This window comes from Desulfoluna sp. CLI2B (assembly GCF_056847375.1).
The window spans coordinates 3,337,285-3,357,724 of the sequence record NZ_CP186557.1 but is presented as its reverse complement, the minus strand read 5'-3'; the positions used below and the strand labels follow the sequence as shown (position 1 = coordinate 3,357,724).

Below are 20,440 nucleotides of genomic sequence, written 5' to 3'. Positions count from 1 at the left end.
TTAAGGGTGGATGTTCTTTCCGGTGATGAAACGATTTGTTATGCAAACTCCGATTGAGAAGGAGGGAATGTATGACTGGCTTTAAAGTCGGTACCATTCAAAAGCAATATTGTAATAGATGCAAGGGTGAAACCAACCATATTTTGAAATACATCCATCCGCAAATATTCGATGAAGTCAACTACGATAACCCATCGGGACCGATACTAATGTTCCGAGAGGAAACCCAATACCGTCTTTGGGTTTGCTTGGGATGCGATACAGGCGTTTTGGAGAGCGCTTATACAAATAGTAGTATGAATTATTTAAACGATGAAAATATATGGGATTCTACATTTTATCCAAAAAGAAAACATTCTGATTTGTTCGTGAAACATTTTCAGAAATTAAATTCTAAATTATCAGTTATATATAAAGAGATAATTGAATGTTACAATTTAAATTTAAATATTTTATGTGCTGTAGGCCTTAGAGGATTGTTGGAAGGTATCTGTGCTGATAAGGGAATAAATAGAGGGAGTCTAAAAACTAAAATTAACCAGTTAGTTGAGTGTTTGCCATCTAACATTGTTGAAAGCCTGCATAGCTTTAGATTTATAGGCAATGAAGCCGCTCATGAATTGCAGGCACCGGATCGCAATGAGTTGCTATTGGCGATTAACATACTGGAAGACTTATTGAATTTTATGTATGAACTTGATTATAAAACGAAGAAATTGTGTGGTAAACGAAAAGATAACAATACACAAGAATAACGTTGAAATGTATTTGTGGTGTGAGGGCCTATTCTTATGAATTTGCAGGGTTTTTTAGTGTCGGAAGTTGTGGGGTTACCTAAGGAAAGAACGGATGATCAATTTCTTAGATATATCAATACGATTAATAATAGATATCTTGAGCAAATAGACAGGTTAGAATCAAATGGTGTTATAGCTATTCAACTTAAGAAAAATAAAACCAAAGTTAAAATCATTGGGAAAAATATAGAGAGGGCAGTATATCAGTATTTAAACGGGTATCCAGAGAAAGCATATTCCATAGTTAGTAAAACCTTGACGGCTAACTGGAATTATTTAAAGAAGCTTGTCTCTATTGATATTGAACAAGAGTATCTGAAAGATATGTATAGGTTAAGGTCCTCTTCTGAAAATATTGATTATAATGCAGATATGTTTCATGTCCCATTTGAGCTAAGGCATAAAATTGGAACACAACGTTATAGCATACCGGGGTTCCCGTGTTTATATTTAGGCTCTTCAGTCTATATAGCTTGGAAGGAACTAAAGGAACCATCGAAAAACTCTCTGTATGTTGCAAGGGTAGAGGCCGCAAAGAGCATTAAGTTGTTGGATTTTGGTTATAGACCGGACACGGAAGCTGAGTTTATGAATTCGTTGAATCGTGATTCTTTTTTAGTTCAACGAAAAATTCAAGACATACTAATTGCAAGGTTGGTGCTTTGGCCATTAATTGCTTCATGTTCAATACGAGTGTTTAAGCACGAAGGCGTTTTTAAGGAAGAATATATTGTTCCTCAACTACTACTTCAGTATATAAGAAAAAATAATAAAATTGATGGATTGAGATATTTTTCGACAGTTCCTGGTATTCAAAATTCTTCATTGTGGATGTCTTCAAACTTTGTATTTCCAGTTAATACTGTTAAAAATGAAGGACATTGCGAAGAATTATCCAATAAGTTCAAAGTAACAGAACCTATAACTTGGTGCCCGGAATCATATGGAGGGGAAGAACTGGAAAGGGTCAGTACTTATAAAATAAGTATCTCGGACAAAGAAAGCTGTGCCTATGGAGATACTGATTTTGGTAAAGTTCAAGCAATTATCAATTCAAAAGATGCGCGTCCACTTTTTTAATCGTATTTATGAAGGTATTTTATAGAAGGCCCTGTTGGATTTAAGCAATGCATTATAAATTCTCAATCTGGCAGAACAAATTGTTTCAAGATTAACCCCCGCACTATCACCGTAACAATTATTCCGGCAATTGCTGTACACCTCTTCGAGGTTGAGGCACCCATTGGCCTTCATTCGATACAGATCCGGTGTCGGCGCCCAAAATAGAAAGCCAATAATCCCGGCATCTTTTTCTTTTGAGGCATTGTTTAGATAGTCTGCATGGAGGGGGGCTTCATCGGCTTTGACATGGCCAAGGCTAAAATGTCCAAGCTCATGGCCAATGCCTAAGATCAAATCGATGTCAGGTTGGTGGGGGTTGTATAGGATGATGTTATCGGTTTTGTAACGGAGTGCACAGGCATTGAGGACCGAGTGGTCTTCCAATGCCATGATGTTGTGACTGTTGGCCAATTGAATAAGGTCTTTTTTTGAAAACGGTTTCCGGTTGAATCCTTGCCACTTTTTTTCTAAATCAAAAATTGCATTGTAGACCAAGCTCACTAAAAACCCCGTTTTGCTAATTGCGCCTTGATATTCTTTTCCATCTCTTCGAAAAAACCACAAGCTTCGTTATAAAATCCTTCCTCTGTAAGTTCTCCCTTTAAAAATTTTGCTATCAGTTCGGGTTTTTCATTGCTGTCTCGACCTCCGTGGAAAGACATGAAACCCGTGATATTGTGTTTTTCAGCGGCGATTCGTGCAATGGCCCAGGCTCGCTCTTCAAGAGGCAGCATCATCACTTCATTGTACTTGGGAAAAGGCTCATTGGGTTCCTGAGGGGCTCCAAGGTTGAGCATTTTTTCATAGGTGAGTCCGAATATCTTGGCGATCTCTTCCTGGAGATCCAGAGAGGCTTTTCTTCGGCCCTTAACAATATCGTTAATATGCTTGGTCGATTTTCCCGTCACCCGAGCGATCCTGGCTTGGGATCCTCTGCCTTCCTTATTTAGCAGCTCGATAAAGATCTGGAGCCATTTGTCGTAGATTGAAGTTTTCATAAAAAGCAATGTAGCAACATGCTCCATTTTTTCAATCTCCCGAATTGTTCTATGTATGAGTTGACAATATAGAACATATTGCTCTATAAGATTTGTCTATGAAACAATATATCCTCGCACAAAAGATAGGGGTAGTTCCCAAGCATTTGAGCGATATTAAGAATAGTCGCAGAAGGGTAACGCCCTCTCTTGCATTGAAAATCGAGCAAGTAACCGGGATTGATCGGCGCAAATGGTTGTGGCCGGATGAGTTTGGTTGCCCCTGGGAAGAGCTTAAAAAAATATGACGTGTCGTTATGATGCTTCATTTTTTGAGCCCAGCCTGGGGCCGCAGCATGGCCACTTTATAGAACCGAGTGCGCCATGTGGATACAGAAAAGCTAATGGGAGGTTTTGGGAATGGTTTTAGGTGACACGGAGCGTGATGAGATCACCAACGAAGCCAATGCAGCGGTGAAGCACCGGTGTTTGAAGTCGGAGGTGGTCAAGCGGATCGCAGAGCGGATGTCTCTTTCTGAGGCGACCATTTACGACTACCTGGCAGGGCGCATCAAAATGAACCTGCGCCTTTTAAAGGCGGTGGTGGCGGTGACGGAAGATCCCTTTTTGATGAGGTATCTGGAGCCGGAAGGCATGAGCCTGGTCACGAAGGAGGATGTCTTCTGTCCCACGGACAACTGGGACAAGGAGTCCTTTGACGTGGTGTCGGCTATTTCGACGCTTCGGGAGAAGGCCCAGGAGTTGATGACCAACGGAAAGCCCACCAAAAATGCCCAGCTTGAACTGCTGGCAAGCTTTAAGCAGTGCCGCAGGGAGCTGGATGAGCTGGAGGCGTTGATTTTGGGGAGGGTAAGCAAGGAGAAGGCCGCTTGACTGAGAAGCGGTGGATTTCATTTGAACAAGAGGCAAAAGAAAAGGCCCCGACAGCTGGCACTGTCGAGGCCCTAAAAGTGTACTAAAAACGTAAGGAATATTTAACACACGATTCTGCTCTGAACAAGAGAAAAGTTGTGTTGTTGGAAAGGCTTAATTGAAATGGGAATTGCGCTGGAGAAGTTGACCGAAGCCCAAAGGGCCGACATTGCAAAATCGCTGTTCTGTGTGGACGCAAAAGCATCAACTGAGGCGGAACTTCGGGGTCTGTGCCCCATTCATGAGGAGACGAACCCCTCCTTCAGTTACAATGTGAAAAAAGACGTTTACCACTGCCTTGGGTGTCAGGCAAGCGGTGACCTGGTAAAGCTGTACAGCCTGTGCCGTGGCCTGGATGCCAAGGATGGGTTTAAGTCCTTTTTGAATGAGTACGGCATTGAGACCGATCGCAACGCGCCTGCCGGATCCCCGACGCCCCATCAATCCAAACCCCAGCCAAAAGTTGAAATTAGGGCAGAGTCCAAAGCGGACGCCCTTGATTACACCACCATGCGGGAAGCATGGGCCAAGTTTCCGCCCCTGCCCGATTCCTGGGTGGAGCGCCTGGCCCAGACCCGCATGTGGACCCGGGAGGCCATCGAGGCCCTGGGCCTTCGTATGCAGACCCACCGTCAGGACAGCAAGACGGGGGAGCTGGTTTATATCAGGAACCCGGAGTGGCGGAAGATCGCCTTCCCCATCCATGAAGACGGGGAGCTGGTGAATATCATCCTCTACAAGCCCGGGGCATCCGAATACAAGATGGTCTCCTGGGCCAAGGGCTTCGGCCAGACCCGGCTGTTTCCCCCGGCCCCCCTTAAGGAGGGGCCCGTCCTCTACGTGGAGGGCATCACCGACGTGGTGTGCGCGCTCTCCATGGGGTTCAACCCCATTGCCAACACCACCAAGCCGAAGAAGTGGGCGCAAGCTCACCTGAACCAGCTCTTGGACCGGGACATCATCGTGGCCCGGGATTGCGACCAACCGGGCATGACCTACGGGGATGTCTCCTGTCAGAACCTCTACACCGTGAGCCGGACCCTGAAGCTCATCAACTGGCCCGGCTTCATGGGGCGGCGCGATGACGGCCAGTGGCCGGAGAAGCACGGGGAGGATCTCACCGACTTTTTTGCCAAGCACGGCCAGAGCCCGACGACCTCAAAACCTCATCGACCATGCCGAGCCCTACGTCATGAAGGACTCCGGGGAGATCTCCTGCGCCCGGGATTTTTTTTCATATGGGGTAGGGGACCGACTCTCCTTCAAGCCCCGGCTCCTGGCTGAGCGGATCCTCCAGGACTTTTCGCTTATGAGCGACCCGGAGACGGGCCTTCTCTACAGGTGGGAGAAGACCCACTGGGTGGTCTTCAAGGAGGACCACGTGAAGAAGCGCTGCATCAAGTTGCTTGGGGAGGAGTCCAAGACCAACCGGGTCAGTGATGCAACACTTCAGGCGCAGGTGCTCAGCACAATTCCCCACGGCAGGGCGGTGAACGACCAGGACGACTGGGTGTGTCTTGAGAGCAGCATGCTAAATTTAGAAACCCTTCAAACCCGGCCTCATCACATGAGCTATTACAGTACCTGCTGCCTCCCCATCGACTATGACGGCCACAACAAGGCCCAGCCGGAGCGGTGGTTTCAGTTTCTGGAGGAGACGATCCAGAACCCGGCGGTCATCGATCAGCTCCAGGAGTTCTTCGGGTATTGCCTGACGCGGGATTCCCGATACGGCAAAGCGCTTTTTCTTTTCGGGCCGGGGGCGGACGGCAAGTCCACGGTGATCAAGATCCTGCGGCACATGGTGGGGGTGCAGAACTGCTCCTCTGTCGGCTTTGTGGATCTTGAGGACCAGTTCCATCGTTCCAGCCTCTATGGCAAGCTTTTGAACACCAGCACGGAGGTGGGGGCCAAGGCCCTGGACAGCCCCTATTTTAAAGCCATTTCCTCTGGGGATCCCATCCATCCAGTTCACCAGGATACGTTCGAATTTACCCCGTATTGCAAGTTTGTCTTTGCGGCCAACAAGAAGCCCCGCGTCCTGGACAACTCTGACGGCTTCTTCAGGCGGGTGTTGCCCATCCAGTTCAAGCGGCAATTCCTGGGCAAAGATGCCGACACAGAGCTTGAAGAGAAGCTCCTGGGGGAGCTGTCCCAGATTTTCGCATGGTCTCTTGAAGGCCTCCATTGCCTGCGCAAGCAGGGCGGCTTTACCCGATGCCAGGAAACCGACGACCTGCTCATGGAGTACAAGTTCAGCAACAACCCGATCCTGAGCTACGTGGAGGACCGGTGCGATGTGGGCGAGTCGGCGGGATACACGTCAAAAGACAAGCTCTTCGGCAGCTATACCGAGTGGTCACGGGCGCGTAATTTTGCCCCCATGAACTACGACAACTTCTTCCGGGAGCTGTACCAGGCCATTGACTGTCTGGCCCAGTATCGAGCCCGTGACGGCAAAAAGAGGGTGCAATGCGTCAAGAACATCTCCCTGAAGATTATCTCATGATGCGGCCCTCGATCCCCGCACCCCTTGAGTGCAGACAGGGCGCCTTTGAGGCCTCGAAGTGGTCAGCCCCTGGTCAGGGGTTGGTCAACCCTGACGCCCGGACCCCTGACCGGATATCCGATGTAAAGTCGGGCTGATAGGTGGGGTGGTCAACCCGGTCAACCCTCTACGCCACATATTGCGTGTGCAGGCGTTAAGAGGCCCCCTGAAAAGTTTTCTGTTTTCTGAAAAAAAGGGCTGACCACCCTGACCAAATAAAAGAATTCAGGGGCTTAACCCCTGACCGCATCGTTTGACCGGGGTTGACCGGGTTGACCGGTGAGGGAAGGGGGGCCGAAGAGGCCCAAGCGGCTTGGGTCCTTCTCAGGCTTTGCCCCATGCGGGTACAGTTGATCGCGATAGTTCTTCGCACTTAAATTTTAAAACGAGCTGGAAAAATGGAAACCACTGAAAACACAGCAACGGCAATCAACCCCGGCACACCGGCAACCTTCACGGCAGCAGACGCCCTGGCGGCCTTCGGGCCTGAGTTCCTGGATGCCGGGTTTTGCCAGGACTGGGTTCTGCGGCGGCTTCATCCCGCCGGTGTCTTTTGTCCCGGATGCGGGGCGGCAATCGAAGGTGACAATCGGCTGCAACGTTTCTGGAGCGGCCTTCGTCTGACCTGCCCGGCCTGCGGGAAATTCTTTACAGCGCTTACGGGTACGTTTCTGGCCCGGAGTCAACAGAGCTTCACGGAGCTGGTGCTTTTGGCCTTCCTCCTTGAGGCCGGGTTCTCGAACACAGAAACAGCACGGCTCGTCCGGAACCATCCCAACACGGTTCGTATGTGGCGACTGAAGTTTGAAACACTCAAAGAAGTTGAAAGTCTGATTCATGCACATTGAATTTTTAGAAGTCGAGACGCTCGTTCCTTACGTCCGGAACCTAAAGAACCACCCCAAGGGCCAGGTTGAAAAGATCTGCTCTTCCATCGAGGCCTTCGGGTTTCGCATCCCGCTCCTGGTGGATGATGACCTGGTTATCATTTCTGGTCAGGGAAGGCTTTTGGCTGCTCAGCAGCTTGGAATGGCCACCGTCCCCTGCATCCGCGTGGCGGACCTGACCCCGGAGCAGATCCGGGCCTTTCGCATTGCGGACAACAAAGTGGCGGAGTCCGATTTCAATCTGGACGAGATCGCCCTGGAGCTGAAGGAACTGGCGGATCTCGACTTTGACCTTGAAGCCACCGGGTTCGACTGCTCGGAGATTGATCACCTCATCGGGGATCTTCTCCTGGAGTCCGGACAAACAGATCCCGATGCCGTGCCCGAGGTGGACGAGGCCGCAGAATCCCGTTGCCAGGCCGGGGACCTCTGGATTCTGGGGGAGCACCGGCTTCTCTCTGGGGGATGCCGTGGAGCATGAAGATTTCTTAAAGCTCATGGACGGCGAGTCGGCCCACATGGTGTTCACCGATCCACCGTACAACGTGGATTACACAGGCGGCACCGAGAAGAAGTTGAAAATCGAAAACGACAACCTGAACAACCAAAAATTTTATGACCTTCTCTTCGGTGCGTTTACCAACACGTGTGAGCACCCGTCCCTGGTGGCGGCATCTACGTTTGCCACTCGGACGCGGAATGGAAAAATTTCAGGGAGGCCCTGGCCAACACCGGCTGGCTCCAGAAGCAGTGCCTCATCTGGGTTAAGAACGGCTTTGTGCTCGGCAGGCAGGATTATCACAGCAGGCATGAGCCCATTCTTTACGGATGGAAGCCGGGCGCGGCCCATCGGTGGTTCGGGGGAAGAAAACAACAGAGCGTCACTGAGAGTGACTCCCTGATGACAATCGAAAAAGAGGAAGACGGCCAGTCCATTTTAACGTTCACGGATGGAATCCAGCACATCGTGGTTCGGGTTCCTGATTATGAGCTTCTTTTCCAGGGGGATGATGCGCTCACCTCCATATGGAACGTTGCCAAGCCGCTGAAAAGCAGCGACCACCCCACCATGAAGCCGGTTGCCCTCATCGAGCGAGCCATTCGGAACTCATCAAAGCGGGGTGAAATTGTCCTGGATTGCTTCGGCGGCTCCGGTTCAACCCTCATAGCATGTGAACGTACCGGCAGACGATGCCGCACCATGGAACTGGGAACCCATTACTGCCAGGTCATTGTAAATCGTTGGGAAGAATTCACCGGAAAAAAAGCTGAGGTTGTACGGATTTGACGGAACAAAAAGACACGCGAGATATCAACGACATTGCAGGGGAGCTGAGCGACCGGGATTTCAAGGTGCTGCTTAAAGCAAAGCAGCAGGCCCAGCTCCGGGTGGCGCAGGAAGCCACCGCCGAAAATGTCCGTACCTTAAACCAGATCAACAAAGCTTTGCATGACCTCGGCCAACAGAAAAAAGGGCCGGAAGAGATGTCGACTCCAACACTATCAAACCCGTTAGCCGTAACAGAGTATCTAAACGATAAGGGGTGGAAGGTTTCAAAGTCAAGTGTCTACGGGCATTTGAAAGAGGGGAAATTAAAAGCGGTGGACGGGGTGTTCCACATCAAGGACGTGGAAAAATACGCAGCCCTTCACCTGAAGAGACAAGACGGCACCAGCCCGGCGGAAGAGGCGGGCCAGCTCCAGAAAGAAAAGCTGGAAGCTGAAACCAGAAAGGCGAAAGCCCAGGCCAAGCATTGGGAGATGAAGACCCTGGTGGAGTCTGGCCAGTACATCGACCGGGATCTGTTCAACGGGGAGCTGGCCGCCAGGGCGTCCATCTTCCGAAACGACCTGGAAACTTTTTTCAGATCTAAGGCAGGAGAGATGGTCAAGCGGGTGGATGGCTGTACGGACAAAACCTCAGATCTGGTGGATTATTGCCTTGATCAGGCGGAGGCTTTCTTCGGACGGTATTCAGAACCGAAGAAATGGCAGGTCCCACGGGTTGAAATGAAGGAGGATATTCAAGAGATCGAGGAGGGCGAGGCATGACAACGATGAACACAATTACATTTACCGAAGGGGAGCGCCAGATCTTCAAGGCGAAAGAGAAGCTCACCGTTTCTCAGTGGGCAGAAAAATACCGGCGGGTGACCAAGGGGTCGGCACCTGGGCAGTGGACCAATGAGCTTACCCCTTACCTGGTGGAGCCCATGGACGCCTGGAACAGGCCCTGGGTGCAGAAAATCTTTTTGTGCTTCGCCCCTCAGACGGGCAAGACACAGGTGGCCATCAACTGCATGGAGTACGCCGTGGACCAGGATCCCGGCCCGGCCATGTACGTGATGCCCGATGAAAAGTCCGTCAAGAAGATCAACCGGCGGCAAATCATCCCGGCGCTCAAGTCCACACCCAGGACTGCTGACTTGTTGAGCAAACGGGCTGATGATGTATCGACCTACTCCATCAGCTTCACCAACGGCATGGATATTCTTATGGCCTGGGCCACCTCTCCCGCTGTATTGGCTTCGGAATCCATCCGGTATCTCTTCTTTGATGAGCCGGGAAAGTACCCGGAGTTCTCCGGTAAAGAAGCAGATCCGTTCAGCCTGGGCGAGGTGAGGACCAACGTCTACCCCTTTACCAAGAAGATCCTCTACTTTTCCACCCCTGCTGACCATGACGATGGGTTCGACAGGCTCATGAAAGAGGAGGTGGAGCTCTGGTATTTTTACGAGGCCCTTTGCCCTATTTGCGGGACCTTCCAAAAGATGGAATTCGGAAGCATTCACTGGCCCAAGGGCTCCCAAGCGGATCCGCGAACCGTCGTCAGGAAGAAGTCGGCCCGGTACACCTGCACAAAGTGTGGGATGGATTGGGACGACACCGATCGGAACCGGGCTGTCAAAAACGGGCGATGGGTGCCGGAAAAAGAGATATCCCGGGCTGTCTCCGTGGGCTACCACCTCCCCTCCTGGTACTCACCCTTTGTGAGTTTTTCCGAAGTGGCTGCTGCCTTCCTCAAAGGGCTTAAGGAACCGCGTAAAATGATGGCCTTCGACACTCAGCACAAGGCTGTTTCCCATAAGCCGCTTATGTCCACTGCCGATGAAGATGAATTGCTTTCCCACAAGACAGACATCCCACCTGGCCTCGTGCCCAAAGAAGCCATAGCACTCACCTGCGGCATCGATATGCAGAAGAGCAACTTTTATTTTGTGGTCAGGGCCTGGGACAAGGACCTCACCAGCTGGCTCATCCAGTATGGGACCCTCTCTGATTGGGATGCCGTTGAAGATCTTGTCTTTAACACACGGTATCCGGTCCAGGACTCGCAGAACACCATGGGGATCTTTCGGGCTGCCCTCGATACCGGTGGCGGCATAAACAGCGATGATACTTGGTCCCGAACGGAAGAGGCCTACGAATGGCTGAGGGACAACAGTCGGGGCGTGATCTTCGGAATCAAGGGCTCATCAAAAGAGCAACTTCAAAATGTGCATATGAAGGTTATGGACAAGCTGCCTCGAAGCAGCAAGCCCATCCCAGGAGGCTTGGAGCTCAGATTCTTAGATACACAGAACCTAAAGGAGCTGCTACACGTCCGCCTTGGCAATAAAGAAGCCGACCCTAAAACAGGACGAAAAGCCGACAAGCAAAGATTCTACCTGCATTCCGAGACAGACGTAAATTACGCTAAGCAGTTTCTTGCTGAAGAGAAGCGCCGGGACAAGAAGACCAGAAAGGTGAGCTGGCAACAGATCGGCGGACGAGCGAACCATTTACTGGACTGCGAGGTGTATGCGGCAGCTTGCGCCGATTCGTCCTGGATGCCGAGCATCCGGTTCCTATCAAAGGTCGAAGAAAAGAAAAAAGCCGCCCCCAAACCAAAACCGGTCCCCAAGCAAGAGGCCCAGGACGTCCGACAAAGAATCACAGGAAATCGAAACCGGCCCAGCTGGTACAATAAGAGGTAACGAGCGATGATTGAACGAACGGTGAATGTAATGGAAGCGGCAGATATGATCTCTTGTTCACGGGCACATGCGTACAGGCTTCTGGAAGCCGGGGAAATCAAGGGGTATTACACCGGGAATCGGCGGGGGTTGCGGGTGATTGAACGGAGTGTGGAGGAGTTTGTGGAGAGGCGGAAGGAGGAGGCGGGCTAATTGAAGTTTTTAACATTTAATATCATTACCATATGACTGGAGATTTTAGGGTGTAAGTTCTTTATATCAAGTATGTTATGGTACGATGTCTTAGTTAGTGCGGTTGTCGCGTTAATGTGGGAATTCGACAAATCTGTCGCGTATTACATATTAGGCTTGGATTTATTCGAGGCTTAATTTATATATAGATAGATTAATTATTTTTTGAGAGGGGATTATGCTTTTAAAATATGGTGGAAAAAATTGTTTTTCCTTTAAGGAAGGGGTAGAGGTTTCTTTTGAGTTACCGGTCAAGTGCCCGGTAGAAATATCAAAGAATAAACCTGTATCTAATCTGATCTGTATTAAAGGTGCGAATGGTTCAGGGAAAACAAATATGTTGAAAATTATATCATTTTTCAAGCATTTTTGTTCCGATTCATTTAATTTTAAGCCTGATGATAATATACCCATAAGATCTTTTTTTAACAATGATGAACCTGTTGAATTGTTCTGTAATTTTTTGATTGACGGGGTAGAGTATAATTATGAAGTTGTACTCAATGAAAATGAGGTACTATCCGAGATTATTTACCGAAAAGTTAAACGATTAAATCCATTGTTTAAAAGGCTCAATGATAAGTTAGAGTACTGCATAAAAGAATTTTCTGATTTGCGAACAATTAAACTGAGATCTAATGCTTCAATTATTAGCACTGCTAATCAGTATGATTTCGAGTGTATTGATCCAATATATTCTTTTTTCCATAGTATGGTGAGCAATGTAGATTCATATGGTCGGAAGGAAATACCGACGAACCATCGTAAAATATCAGAGTTCTATAAAAAATTTCCGGACTCATTTGATTTTACGTTAAATATAATCAAAGAAGCTGATGTTGGTATAGAAAAGATAACAATACACAAAGGGAAAACTGAAGAAGACGAAGACTTTTATTTTCCATTGTTAGAACGTAGATACGGATGAGCAAAATTCGACATTAGCATATATGAGTCAATCGAGTGGTACTCAAGAACTGTTCATGATTTTGCCCTATTATCAAGTGGTTTTGCAGTATGGTGGTGTGTTGATTCTTGATGAGTTTGACATAAACCTTCATCCTCATATCCTACCTACATTAATAAAATTATTTGATAGCGAAGAGACAAATCCTCATAACGGTCAAATGATTTTTTCTACACATAATACTAGTATTATTGAAGATATGAAAAAATACCGTGTGATGTTGGTTAATAAACGAAATAGTGAAAGTTATGCCTACCGCTTAGATGAAATTCCGGGGGATATTGTCAGAAATGATAGACCACTAACGCCGATATACAATGCTGGTAAAATTGGCGGAGTTCCAAGAGTATGAGCAAAAAATCAAGGTTTCAAAACAGTCGGAAAAACGATGCTCTCAAAAAAATGGATCGAGCAAGTCTTGACTATAAGACTGATAATTTGACAATTAGATCCAAGTATAATTTTTCATATTTTGATCCTGGACAAAAAGTAGGCCAGAACTTCCAAGATTTGACGGAAAAGCAATTGCACGATTTGTTAAATTCTTTAAAAGAATTTAGTAAGCAGCCTTTGTCTTATTGGGAGTCGAAACAAAAACTTGTCATGTATGGTAAGTTTCCATTAAAATCAGATTTCGTCCACCCAAAGCATGTGCCCCACCAAGTTTGCTGGGGTAGATTTAGCCTTGGTAACAAGCCTCGTCTTGTTGGATTTACTGTCCCCGCAAATCTTCACGGAACCCCACACCAAGAAACGAAAGAACTATATGATAAAAATACATTTTATATTACTTTTATAGATATGAATCATTTGTTTTGGAAAACTGAAAAAAAGAATACTTAATTAATCTAAGTAAAATTATTAGGGGAAGGTGAAACACCTTTTCTTGAATATCTTAGGGCGGTGCTGCGGTATAAGAGATCTTCAAGAAATTGATTCCACGCCGCTAAACGGGATCGGAACAGAACCCCATACATAGGTAGCGTGGGAGAATGGAGTGTTTGAGTCTGCTCGGTGCATGTATATGGAAAATTACGCATTGTGATTGTAAAAGATGGCTCGAAATAAAGGACTCATTAGCTGATGACAATGCAAAAAACAATGAAACGGGGTTGTGTAAAGTGTCAAGCCACAACCCCATTCAATTTACCTTAAGGCTTCGATAAAAGCTTCTTTTCAATTGTTTGAATCAATTGGCTTTTGTCGGCATGTGGGTTTAGAGTTAGTTGTAAATCAACAACAGTTCTTTTTAACTTTTCCTCTATTTTTGTATCTCCGTTGGACTTAAATAATGCTAAGTAGATTAATTTTATTATGCTGATATTTTTTAATGATAACATGGAGATATTGTCTTTAATTTTATCGATGATAGTGAGATTGTTTTTTAAATCGATATCCAGAATCATAAAATAAAGAATCATTAACTTGTATTGATTCTCTTCTATATTTTTCTCAGTTTCAATTGTTTGTTTTTCTATAAATCGAGTTAATGTTTTGTGTAATAATGCTTCAGAAATCATCATTTGTGTCGCTATAGGGATGAATGATGTTAATAAATTGACCATTCTTTTCTCAATAGCTTTTTCGCTTTTTTCTGCAAAAAAATCTATTTCATTAAAAAATTCGAAGCCAATATTTATATAGGATGTGATAATGAGTTCAAATGTCTCATTCATTTGTTTAGAATCATCAATTAATGATAGGCCTCGAAATGCACGTGCTAGAATGAATACATGTTTATCTAATTGGGATAAGCTGTATCCTTTCTCAAATGGAACAGGTTCTTTTACTTTTACATCTTCATTAAAATCTTGAACTGGACTTATGTCATCCAAGAGAGCATCTTGTTCGTCTAAAGGGATGGCAACCTGTTGGTTCATATTTATTTCTGAGATTTTCTTCGCTAAATAATTAGAATCTTTTATTTTATCTTTTAGAAAATCGTCTGGGTTTTGTTTGTAATGTCTGTTTAGTTCACTTAAAGCCTCATCAACCTTTCTGTGTATTTTTTTTAGAAGGTCAATATTTTTTCTGTTCAATCCTGCGAGGATTTCAATTTCATTAGCAAAAACCAAGAAATACTCTTCACTTTCAATAATGTCATCTGTGAACTTAGGGTGCTCAGCCATGTAAGTGGCTGTGAAAAACTCCATAACTCCATTAAGTCGAAATTTATATCTGTTAATAGATCTAACTTTTTTAAGGACACCCTTATCAAGTAAATAATCAATAATTTCTTTTTCGTCGGTAATAAATCGAATGTTTCCTTCTTTGAATAGTGTTATGAACTCTAAGAGCTCAATATATGACATTGAGTAGTTTTCGTCTTTATGTCAGTAACTTGTGCGATAGTTCGGCTAAAAGTTTTTTGAATAATTCATAGTCAATGTTTTTATCAAATCTTGCTATCTGTTCGCGTTCAAGTAGTTTATCTATGTACAAAGTGAGCATTTCAACATTGTCACTAATACTAATATTGTTTTCTTTTTTGTGTATCCATATAAAAAGTGATAAGTGCCAATAATTGAAAGGTATATTCATTTGACCAAATAGTGATATAGCTTTTTGAATAATTTCTTGTGTTTTTTCAGAATCGCAACTGTTTCAAAGGCATGACGCATGAGATCTGATTCTTTTTCTTGTCAACTAGGATATTGATAAAACTTCGAAATGTTGACTGGAAAACGCAACATCACCAATATAACTTTCTTGGTTTTCTTCAGATGTTAATGTTAAATGGTAACTTTGAATTGTTGTATGAATGTTGTTCAATACATCAAGATGCAGCTCATTGGTTTCATTGAAGTTGTCTATCAATATGTGAAAGTTGAAGTCTTCAATCAGTTTTAATGCATTGGTTTTACTTAAATGGAATATTTTGATAATTTCTTTGTGTAAATTATAATTGCTAAGTGATTTTAAGTTATTTAAATCAATATAAATTGGGATGGTTTTATTTTTAATGAAACTATCGATCAAGTATAGTTGCATTCTTCTTAATAACGATGTTTTTCCAAATTTATCTTTTCCATAGATAATATAATTTGAATTATTTAGCTCATGCATCTCAATTTTCGAAAGATTACTTTGAGATTCGATTGATTCATAATATGACTCTTTTTTTAGTACAGGCTTGTTGAAAAAATCTAAAAAATTCGTTTCTCCAATTTCATCATAGTTTATGAGTAAGGAATTTGCTTCATGAAGTACCTCATGCCGAAATTCCTTTAGAGTTTTGAGCGTCTTAATCTGCTTAGCCTTATTTTTGTTCATTGGAAGATTGTGATTTATATTTGATTTTTCAGCAAAGATATTGTCATCGCTCATGTATCCATAATTGAATATAGAAATGTCGAATGTGTCGACGTCAATATCAACTATTGAAAATCCTATCGTACTGCCATCATGCCCTGACATTGATGCCATAGAAGAAACGGATAGCATGCCAATATCATGCGTGAATACTATTCCTTGCGTTTTTTTGTGGTAATGACCTGAGAAGTTTATATGAAATTTTTCGTAAATTAAATCTTCTACTTCATACTTATTGAAGAGCTTCAAGTCGCTTAACGAATGGTGCATAAGAGATATATATAAATTACTTTTATTTATCGAAGATGACGCCTCATATACCGTCTTACGAGGGATCAATAAATGTCCAGAATCATCACCAATGAAAGACCTCCAAGCTGTATGAAATGAAACAATTCCAATTTTCTTGTTGTTGATTTTGCGTTTAAATGTCTGAAATAATTTGTTTATATTGTCTTTCGGGTAATAGTCTTTGATGAAATTATAATAGTTATCAGAGTTACTATAACTCAGATCAAATTGTGCGTCATGGCTATCTATAAAATCATCTAAAGCACTATTGTCCGAAAAATTGTTTATATATTCCTTGATTGCAGGTAGTTCATCCTTGCTCGACATGTCATGGTTGCCTGGACAAATAATGAAGTTAGTCTTTTTCATCGATATTTTGTTGAGTATTGGTTTTATAAAAACCTCATTAACAGCACTAAAGTCTTTATTGTGATTGCCGCTCCAAATTAGATCGCCCGTAAAAACAATTAAATCGATTTTAGTGCAGTTATTTATTTGGTCAATTTTATCCAAAAAACTGGGCAGCATCCTTTCAATTTTTTGATGATACCTTTTCCCGTAGTGCAAATCAGATAAATGCAAGATTCTCATTTCATTGTCCTTTATATGTGCATAAGAGTTGTGACTCCAGCCCTGCAAATCTTGAGCGTTTCAAACTATCCATGAAATTTTTAAATATTTCATTTAACGGATGTTACCTATGGAAGTTAAATAACTATCCAAGAACTATTAATAATATATATTTCATAACTATGATTCATGTAAAGGATAGCTCAATTTTTTAATAATGTTATAAGGTGTTGTTTTTTCGAAGATGTTCCTTGTATGGAAACGTTAGTATGATGAGCGAATATTCTTACCCCACTTTACCTCGCTATTTTCTGTAGCTTTCCAAAATAAAGTGTCTCTCACGTCTCCCATCTCACACGTCTCTCTCGTAACAGACACCCACCCCCGCACCATGCCATATTTCCCCCATGGCTATTTTCACTCTACAAGAACTCGACGAACAGATCGCAGCTTTCAAGCAGGCCCTCCTCGCTATAGCTGCGAACCAATCCTATAAGCTTGGCAAGCGAGAGTTTGTTCGGGCTGACATCGATGAGATCCGGAAGACTTTAGTGTTTCTGGACCAGGAGCGTAGCAAGCTGCTTTCCGGTGCCGGGCCGAAGTTTGTCACGGGGAGGATCGTTCGATGACTCCTTTATTATATGGCCCGGATAATCGGCCCCTTTCGTCCTCGTCGTCTGTTGCGGCCAATACCTCCTACGGTGTGCATCGGAAGGCGGGGGGCCATTCCGGGACGTTGGCCAACTGGATGACGTCCCGGATGAACCGGGATTCTGAGCCCTATGAACGCAGCACCATTGCGTCTCGGGCTCAGGACCTGGTGGCCAACGATCCCCATGCGGCGAACATCACGGACAGCATGGGGGTGAGCGTGGTGGGGACGGGGCTTCGGCCCCAGTCCCGGCCCAACTGGAAGCTGCTGGGGTGGAGTGAAGAGCAGGCGGAGGAATTTCAGACCCAGGCGGAGTGGGCGTTTTCCATTTGGGAAGCTGAAGCGGATGCCGGTGGACAGCTTGCTTTCTGGGAGATTCAGTTTCTTTCGGTTCAGTCTTTGGTGGTGAACGGGGAGTTTCTGCGGATCCCGGTGATGATAGATGAGCCGGGCCGGACGTTTTCCTTGGCCTTGCAGTGTGTGAATCCCCTTCGGATGTATACGCCTTCCGATTTGACTCAGGACACCAGCATCCGTGATGGGGTGGCTTTTGGTGAGAACGGGAGACCCTCGTCTTATTGGATTGCCAATCCGGATAACGGCTACACCTCCTACAGCCTTCCTTCGGCCAGCTTTGCCCAGGTTCCTGCCAGGGTGGGACATCGGCCCGGCGTGTTCCACTCCTTTGTAAAAAAGGAGGATGAGCAGGTGAGGGGGATCTCCCTTCTGGCCCCGGGATGAAGTTCTTCCGGGACCTGAACGACTACCTTGATTTTGAGCTGGTGGGCGCCATCGTGGCGGCCAGCTTTCCCGTCTTTATCAAAACCCCAAATGCAGAAGACGCGACTTCGGGCCGTGACATGAACGGAAACGAAGTGGCCGCCGGTGAACTCACACGCCACCAGGATGTGGTTGCGGGGACAATGATCTACGGCAACCCAGGAGAAGAACCCAAGGTTCTGGAGTCCAACCGACCCGGTAACACATTCCCAGAGTTTGTGGAGCGGATCCTTCGGGGGATCGGTGTTTCTGTGGGGATGCCCTATGAGGTTGTGGCCAAGGATTTTTCAAAGACCAATTATTCCAGCGCTCGGGCGGCCCTCATGGAAGCGTGGCGTGTTTTTGAATTTTACCAGAAGTGGCTGGTGGATCGATTTTGTCAGAAGGTCTGGGAGATGGTCCTGGAAGAGGCGTGGCTCCGGGGGATGATTACCCTGCCTGCCGGATCCCCTGATTGGTACGACGCACGTCATGCCTATACACGGGCCACCTGGATTCCCCCGAAACGAGGCGAGATCGACCCCCTTAAAACAGCAAGGGCTCACGACCTGGAGCTTCAAAATAATACCAATACACTTGCTGGCATTCTGGCGGAAAGCGGCCAGGATGTGGACGTTGTGCTTGATCAACGCGCACGAGAGATTCGGAAGGAGAAATCAGCCGGGCTCTTGCCTGAGGAGCCTACCCCAGCTGTGAAGAAAGCTAAGGCAGACGCGGCGGATGCCTTGATTGAAGAGACAGAAAAGGAAGAGGAGGGTGCCAATGCCTGAGCGACTGCATGGACGGCCCTGGGCCATCACCATGGATGCTTATGAGGCCATTTTGGCCCTGGTGGAATCCGGCAAGATCGATGCCTCCATGTTTGCCGATGCGGACGGGGAGGGCGCGGACCTTGAGGTCATTGACTCCGTGGCGGTGATCCGGGTGTCCGGGGCCCTTCAGAAAGAGCGGACCAGGTACTACTTCTGGCTGGATCGGGAGAGCACCTACGCGCAGATTCGCGAGCAGGTGGAGACGGCCCTTGGGGACTCCGGGGTGAAGGCGATCTGCTTTAAGGTGGGCTCCCCCGGCGGGGACGTGGACGGCGTGAAAGAGCTTTCCGACTTTCTCCACCGGGCGGCCCTGGAAAAACCCATCTACGCCTATGCAGACGGCCAGATGTGCAGCGCGGCGTATTGGCTTGCCTCGGCGGCAAAAGAGATTGCCGCACCCTCCACTGCCCAGGTGGGCAGCATCGGGGTTCGGGCCATGCACGTGGATCGGTCCAAGGCCCAGGAGAAGGGCGGGTACAAGGTGACGTACCTCACCGCCGGGAAATACAAGGCCATGGGCAACCCTTCGGAGCCCCTGGACGAGGAGTCCACCGCTTACCTGCTACCCTTTGAATCAGATCTACACCATTTTTATTGATGACGTCGCCCGGAACCGTGGCGTGTCCACAGACAAAGCCCTCGCCATGGCCGATGGAAAAGTGTTCCTGGCGCAGGAGGCCCTGGAGATTGGCCTCATTGATCGCGTGGAGGAGAGCTTTGACACCTTTTTAACCAGAATCAAAGAGAAAGAGGAGGTCTTCGTCATGGAGTACGGAGAGTTTCAGGCAAAACATCCCGATTTGTACACCAAAGCAGTCAGCGAAGGCAGGGAGGCTGCCCAGAAAGACGTGACGGACCAGGTGAAAGCGGAATCCGAGCGGATCATGGGCATCGTCTCTGCCGTCGTGGGGGACGAGCAGGGCACAAAGCTCACCGCCCTGGTGAGCAGTGGGGCCACCGTGGCCCAGATCGAGGCCTTTGGCCAGGTGCTGGGCACGCCCGGGGCATCCGCCGAACAGGAAGAGGCCGACGCGGACGGCAAAGACAAGGCGAGCCGTCAGGCGATCCTGGACGGGCTTCAGTCGGCGCACTCCGATGGGGTGAGGCCCGAGGCCGGAGCCGACAACCTGACCACCGTGGATGTGGACAAGCAGGCTTCCGCCCTGGCTGCCCTGGTGTAGCCGGAAAACCCCTTTTAAACGTGAGGAGAGAAGATCGATGCAGCAGATGATTAAGCACGGGGATGTGATCAAGGATCGTGCCTTTCTGGGTGACCATCCCGTTATCACGATGTCCGGCACCTTGAAGCAGGGCAGGGTGTATGTGGCCGGTGAGGTCCTGGGGCAGGTGACGGCGGACAAGAAGCTGACCGGGCTGGCCCCGGCGGCATCCGACGGCACCCAGGCAGCCATGGCCATCCTGGCCGGAGACGTGGACGCCACGGCAAGCGATGAGCCGTGCGTCATCGTGGCCCATGCGGAGGCCGTGGCAGAGGGCCTGGTCTGGCCCGAGGGCATCACGGCGGTGCAGAAGGCGGCGGCGGTGGCCCAGCTTCAGGCCGTGGGCATTTACGTAAAATAGGCC

Annotated in this window: 23 protein-coding genes and 1 pseudogene; 20 read left to right on the top strand and 4 right to left on the bottom strand. The window is 47.1% G+C overall.

The genetic code is table 11. The features are described from left to right. The first annotated feature begins 71 nt into the window (after nt 1–71). Together ACOYW2_RS15875 and ACOYW2_RS15870 are read left to right on the top strand one after the other, a co-directional pair. Entirely contained in the window at nt 72–755 is a 684-nt protein-coding gene (locus ACOYW2_RS15875) for a DUF4145 domain-containing protein (RefSeq protein WP_482767114.1), read from the top strand. A 36-nt stretch (nt 756–791) separates the two neighbouring features. Next, nucleotides 792–1,877: a hypothetical protein gene (locus ACOYW2_RS15870; protein WP_482767113.1), complete on the top strand. Its 1,086-nt coding sequence runs from the start codon at nt 792–794 to the stop codon at nt 1,875–1,877. 6 nt (nt 1,878–1,883) lie between these two features. Here the strand turns inward: ACOYW2_RS15870 and ACOYW2_RS15865 are convergent, their stop codons facing one another. Together ACOYW2_RS15865 and ACOYW2_RS15860 are read right to left on the bottom strand one after the other, a co-directional pair. Next, the gene (locus ACOYW2_RS15865; protein WP_482767112.1) at nt 1,884–2,420 is read right to left on the bottom strand and encodes a hypothetical protein; all 537 of its coding nucleotides are present in this window, start codon (nt 2,418–2,420) and stop codon (nt 1,884–1,886) included. After that, nucleotides 2,420–2,944, bottom strand: a complete 525-nt coding sequence (locus tag ACOYW2_RS15860) for a helix-turn-helix transcriptional regulator (RefSeq protein WP_482767111.1) — start codon at nt 2,942–2,944, stop codon at nt 2,420–2,422. The genes ACOYW2_RS15865 and ACOYW2_RS15860 overlap by 1 nt, the downstream gene beginning before the upstream one ends. A 71-nt stretch (nt 2,945–3,015) precedes the next feature. Here ACOYW2_RS15860 and ACOYW2_RS15855 point away from each other — a divergent pair, with 71 nt between their 5' ends. From ACOYW2_RS15855 to ACOYW2_RS15795, 13 genes are all read left to right on the top strand, one after another. Beyond that, complete coding sequence (locus ACOYW2_RS15855; RefSeq protein WP_482767110.1) at nt 3,016–3,204, top strand: helix-turn-helix transcriptional regulator; 189 nt, start codon at nt 3,016–3,018, stop codon at nt 3,202–3,204. A gap of 112 nt (nt 3,205–3,316) precedes the next feature. Next, entirely contained in the window at nt 3,317–3,790 is a 474-nt protein-coding gene (locus tag ACOYW2_RS15850) for a hypothetical protein (RefSeq protein ID WP_092209066.1), read from the top strand. A gap of 162 nt (nt 3,791–3,952) precedes the next feature. Next, nucleotides 3,953–5,113 carry a CHC2 zinc finger domain-containing protein gene (locus tag ACOYW2_RS15845; RefSeq protein ID WP_482767109.1) on the top strand — a complete coding sequence of 387 codons (1,161 nt, stop codon included), beginning with the start codon at nt 3,953–3,955 and terminating at the stop codon, nt 5,111–5,113. Next, nucleotides 5,022–6,338, top strand: a complete 1,317-nt coding sequence (locus ACOYW2_RS15840) for a DNA primase family protein (RefSeq protein WP_482767108.1) — start codon at nt 5,022–5,024, stop codon at nt 6,336–6,338. Before ACOYW2_RS15845 ends, ACOYW2_RS15840 begins: the two co-directional genes overlap by 92 nt. A gap of 437 nt (nt 6,339–6,775) precedes the next feature. Then, nucleotides 6,776–7,225: a transposase gene (locus tag ACOYW2_RS15835; protein WP_482767107.1), complete on the top strand. Its 450-nt coding sequence runs from the start codon at nt 6,776–6,778 to the stop codon at nt 7,223–7,225. Next, nucleotides 7,215–7,745 carry a ParB/Srx family N-terminal domain-containing protein gene (locus ACOYW2_RS15830; RefSeq protein WP_482767106.1) on the top strand — a complete coding sequence of 177 codons (531 nt, stop codon included), beginning with the start codon at nt 7,215–7,217 and terminating at the stop codon, nt 7,743–7,745. Before ACOYW2_RS15835 ends, ACOYW2_RS15830 begins: the two co-directional genes overlap by 11 nt. Before the next feature lie 192 nt (nt 7,746–7,937). Next, complete coding sequence (locus tag ACOYW2_RS15825) at nt 7,938–8,552, top strand: DNA-methyltransferase (protein ID WP_482771041.1); 615 nt, start codon at nt 7,938–7,940, stop codon at nt 8,550–8,552. Continuing rightward, nucleotides 8,549–9,316 carry a hypothetical protein gene (locus ACOYW2_RS15820; protein ID WP_482767105.1) on the top strand — a complete coding sequence of 256 codons (768 nt, stop codon included), beginning with the start codon at nt 8,549–8,551 and terminating at the stop codon, nt 9,314–9,316. The genes ACOYW2_RS15825 and ACOYW2_RS15820 overlap by 4 nt, the downstream gene beginning before the upstream one ends. After that, a complete protein-coding gene (locus tag ACOYW2_RS15815; RefSeq protein WP_482767104.1) occupies nt 9,313–11,241 on the top strand; it encodes a terminase gpA endonuclease subunit in 1,929 nt (642 codons plus the stop codon). Before ACOYW2_RS15820 ends, ACOYW2_RS15815 begins: the two co-directional genes overlap by 4 nt. A 6-nt stretch (nt 11,242–11,247) precedes the next feature. Next, nucleotides 11,248–11,433 (top strand): helix-turn-helix domain-containing protein, encoded by a 186-nt coding sequence (locus ACOYW2_RS15810; RefSeq protein ID WP_482767103.1) that lies wholly within the window; start codon nt 11,248–11,250, stop codon nt 11,431–11,433. A 217-nt stretch (nt 11,434–11,650) separates the two neighbouring features. Then, complete coding sequence (locus tag ACOYW2_RS15805) at nt 11,651–12,400, top strand: AAA family ATPase (RefSeq protein WP_482767102.1); 750 nt, start codon at nt 11,651–11,653, stop codon at nt 12,398–12,400. A 22-nt stretch (nt 12,401–12,422) separates the two neighbouring features. Then, a complete protein-coding gene (locus tag ACOYW2_RS15800; protein WP_482767101.1) occupies nt 12,423–12,791 on the top strand; it encodes an AAA family ATPase in 369 nt (122 codons plus the stop codon). Further along, nucleotides 12,788–13,282 carry a hypothetical protein gene (locus ACOYW2_RS15795; RefSeq protein ID WP_482767100.1) on the top strand — a complete coding sequence of 165 codons (495 nt, stop codon included), beginning with the start codon at nt 12,788–12,790 and terminating at the stop codon, nt 13,280–13,282. Before ACOYW2_RS15800 ends, ACOYW2_RS15795 begins: the two co-directional genes overlap by 4 nt. 308 nt (nt 13,283–13,590) lie before the next feature. On the opposite strand, the gene ACOYW2_RS15790 is transcribed toward ACOYW2_RS15795, so the two are convergent. Both ACOYW2_RS15790 and ACOYW2_RS15785 read right to left on the bottom strand, forming a co-directional pair. Further along, on the bottom strand, nt 13,591–14,751 hold the full coding sequence (locus ACOYW2_RS15790) for an STAND family AAA ATPase (protein WP_482767099.1): 1,161 nt from the start codon (nt 14,749–14,751) through the stop codon (nt 13,591–13,593). 334 nt (nt 14,752–15,085) lie between these two features. Beyond that, a complete protein-coding gene (locus tag ACOYW2_RS15785; RefSeq protein WP_482767098.1) occupies nt 15,086–16,633 on the bottom strand; it encodes a metallophosphoesterase family protein in 1,548 nt (515 codons plus the stop codon). Nucleotides 16,634–17,019: 386 nt separating this feature from the next. Between ACOYW2_RS15785 and ACOYW2_RS15780 the strand changes: the two genes are divergently transcribed. From ACOYW2_RS15780 to ACOYW2_RS15760, 5 genes and pseudogenes are all read left to right on the top strand, one after another. Beyond that, a complete protein-coding gene (locus ACOYW2_RS15780) occupies nt 17,020–17,241 on the top strand; it encodes a DUF6148 family protein (protein WP_092216030.1) in 222 nt (73 codons plus the stop codon). After that, nucleotides 17,238–18,814: pseudogene (locus ACOYW2_RS15775) on the top strand (phage portal protein). The gene ACOYW2_RS15780 and the pseudogene ACOYW2_RS15775 overlap by 4 nt, the downstream one beginning before the upstream one ends. Beyond that, the gene (locus tag ACOYW2_RS15770; RefSeq protein WP_482767097.1) at nt 18,807–19,454 is read left to right on the top strand and encodes a S49 family peptidase; all 648 of its coding nucleotides are present in this window, start codon (nt 18,807–18,809) and stop codon (nt 19,452–19,454) included. The pseudogene ACOYW2_RS15775 and the gene ACOYW2_RS15770 overlap by 8 nt, the downstream one beginning before the upstream one ends. Nucleotides 19,455–19,476: 22 nt before the next feature. Then, nucleotides 19,477–20,037 (top strand): hypothetical protein, encoded by a 561-nt coding sequence (locus ACOYW2_RS15765; RefSeq protein WP_482767096.1) that lies wholly within the window; start codon nt 19,477–19,479, stop codon nt 20,035–20,037. 37 nt (nt 20,038–20,074) lie between these two features. After that, nucleotides 20,075–20,437 (top strand): head decoration protein, encoded by a 363-nt coding sequence (locus ACOYW2_RS15760; RefSeq protein ID WP_482767095.1) that lies wholly within the window; start codon nt 20,075–20,077, stop codon nt 20,435–20,437. Nucleotides 20,438–20,440: the final 3 nt, after the last annotated feature.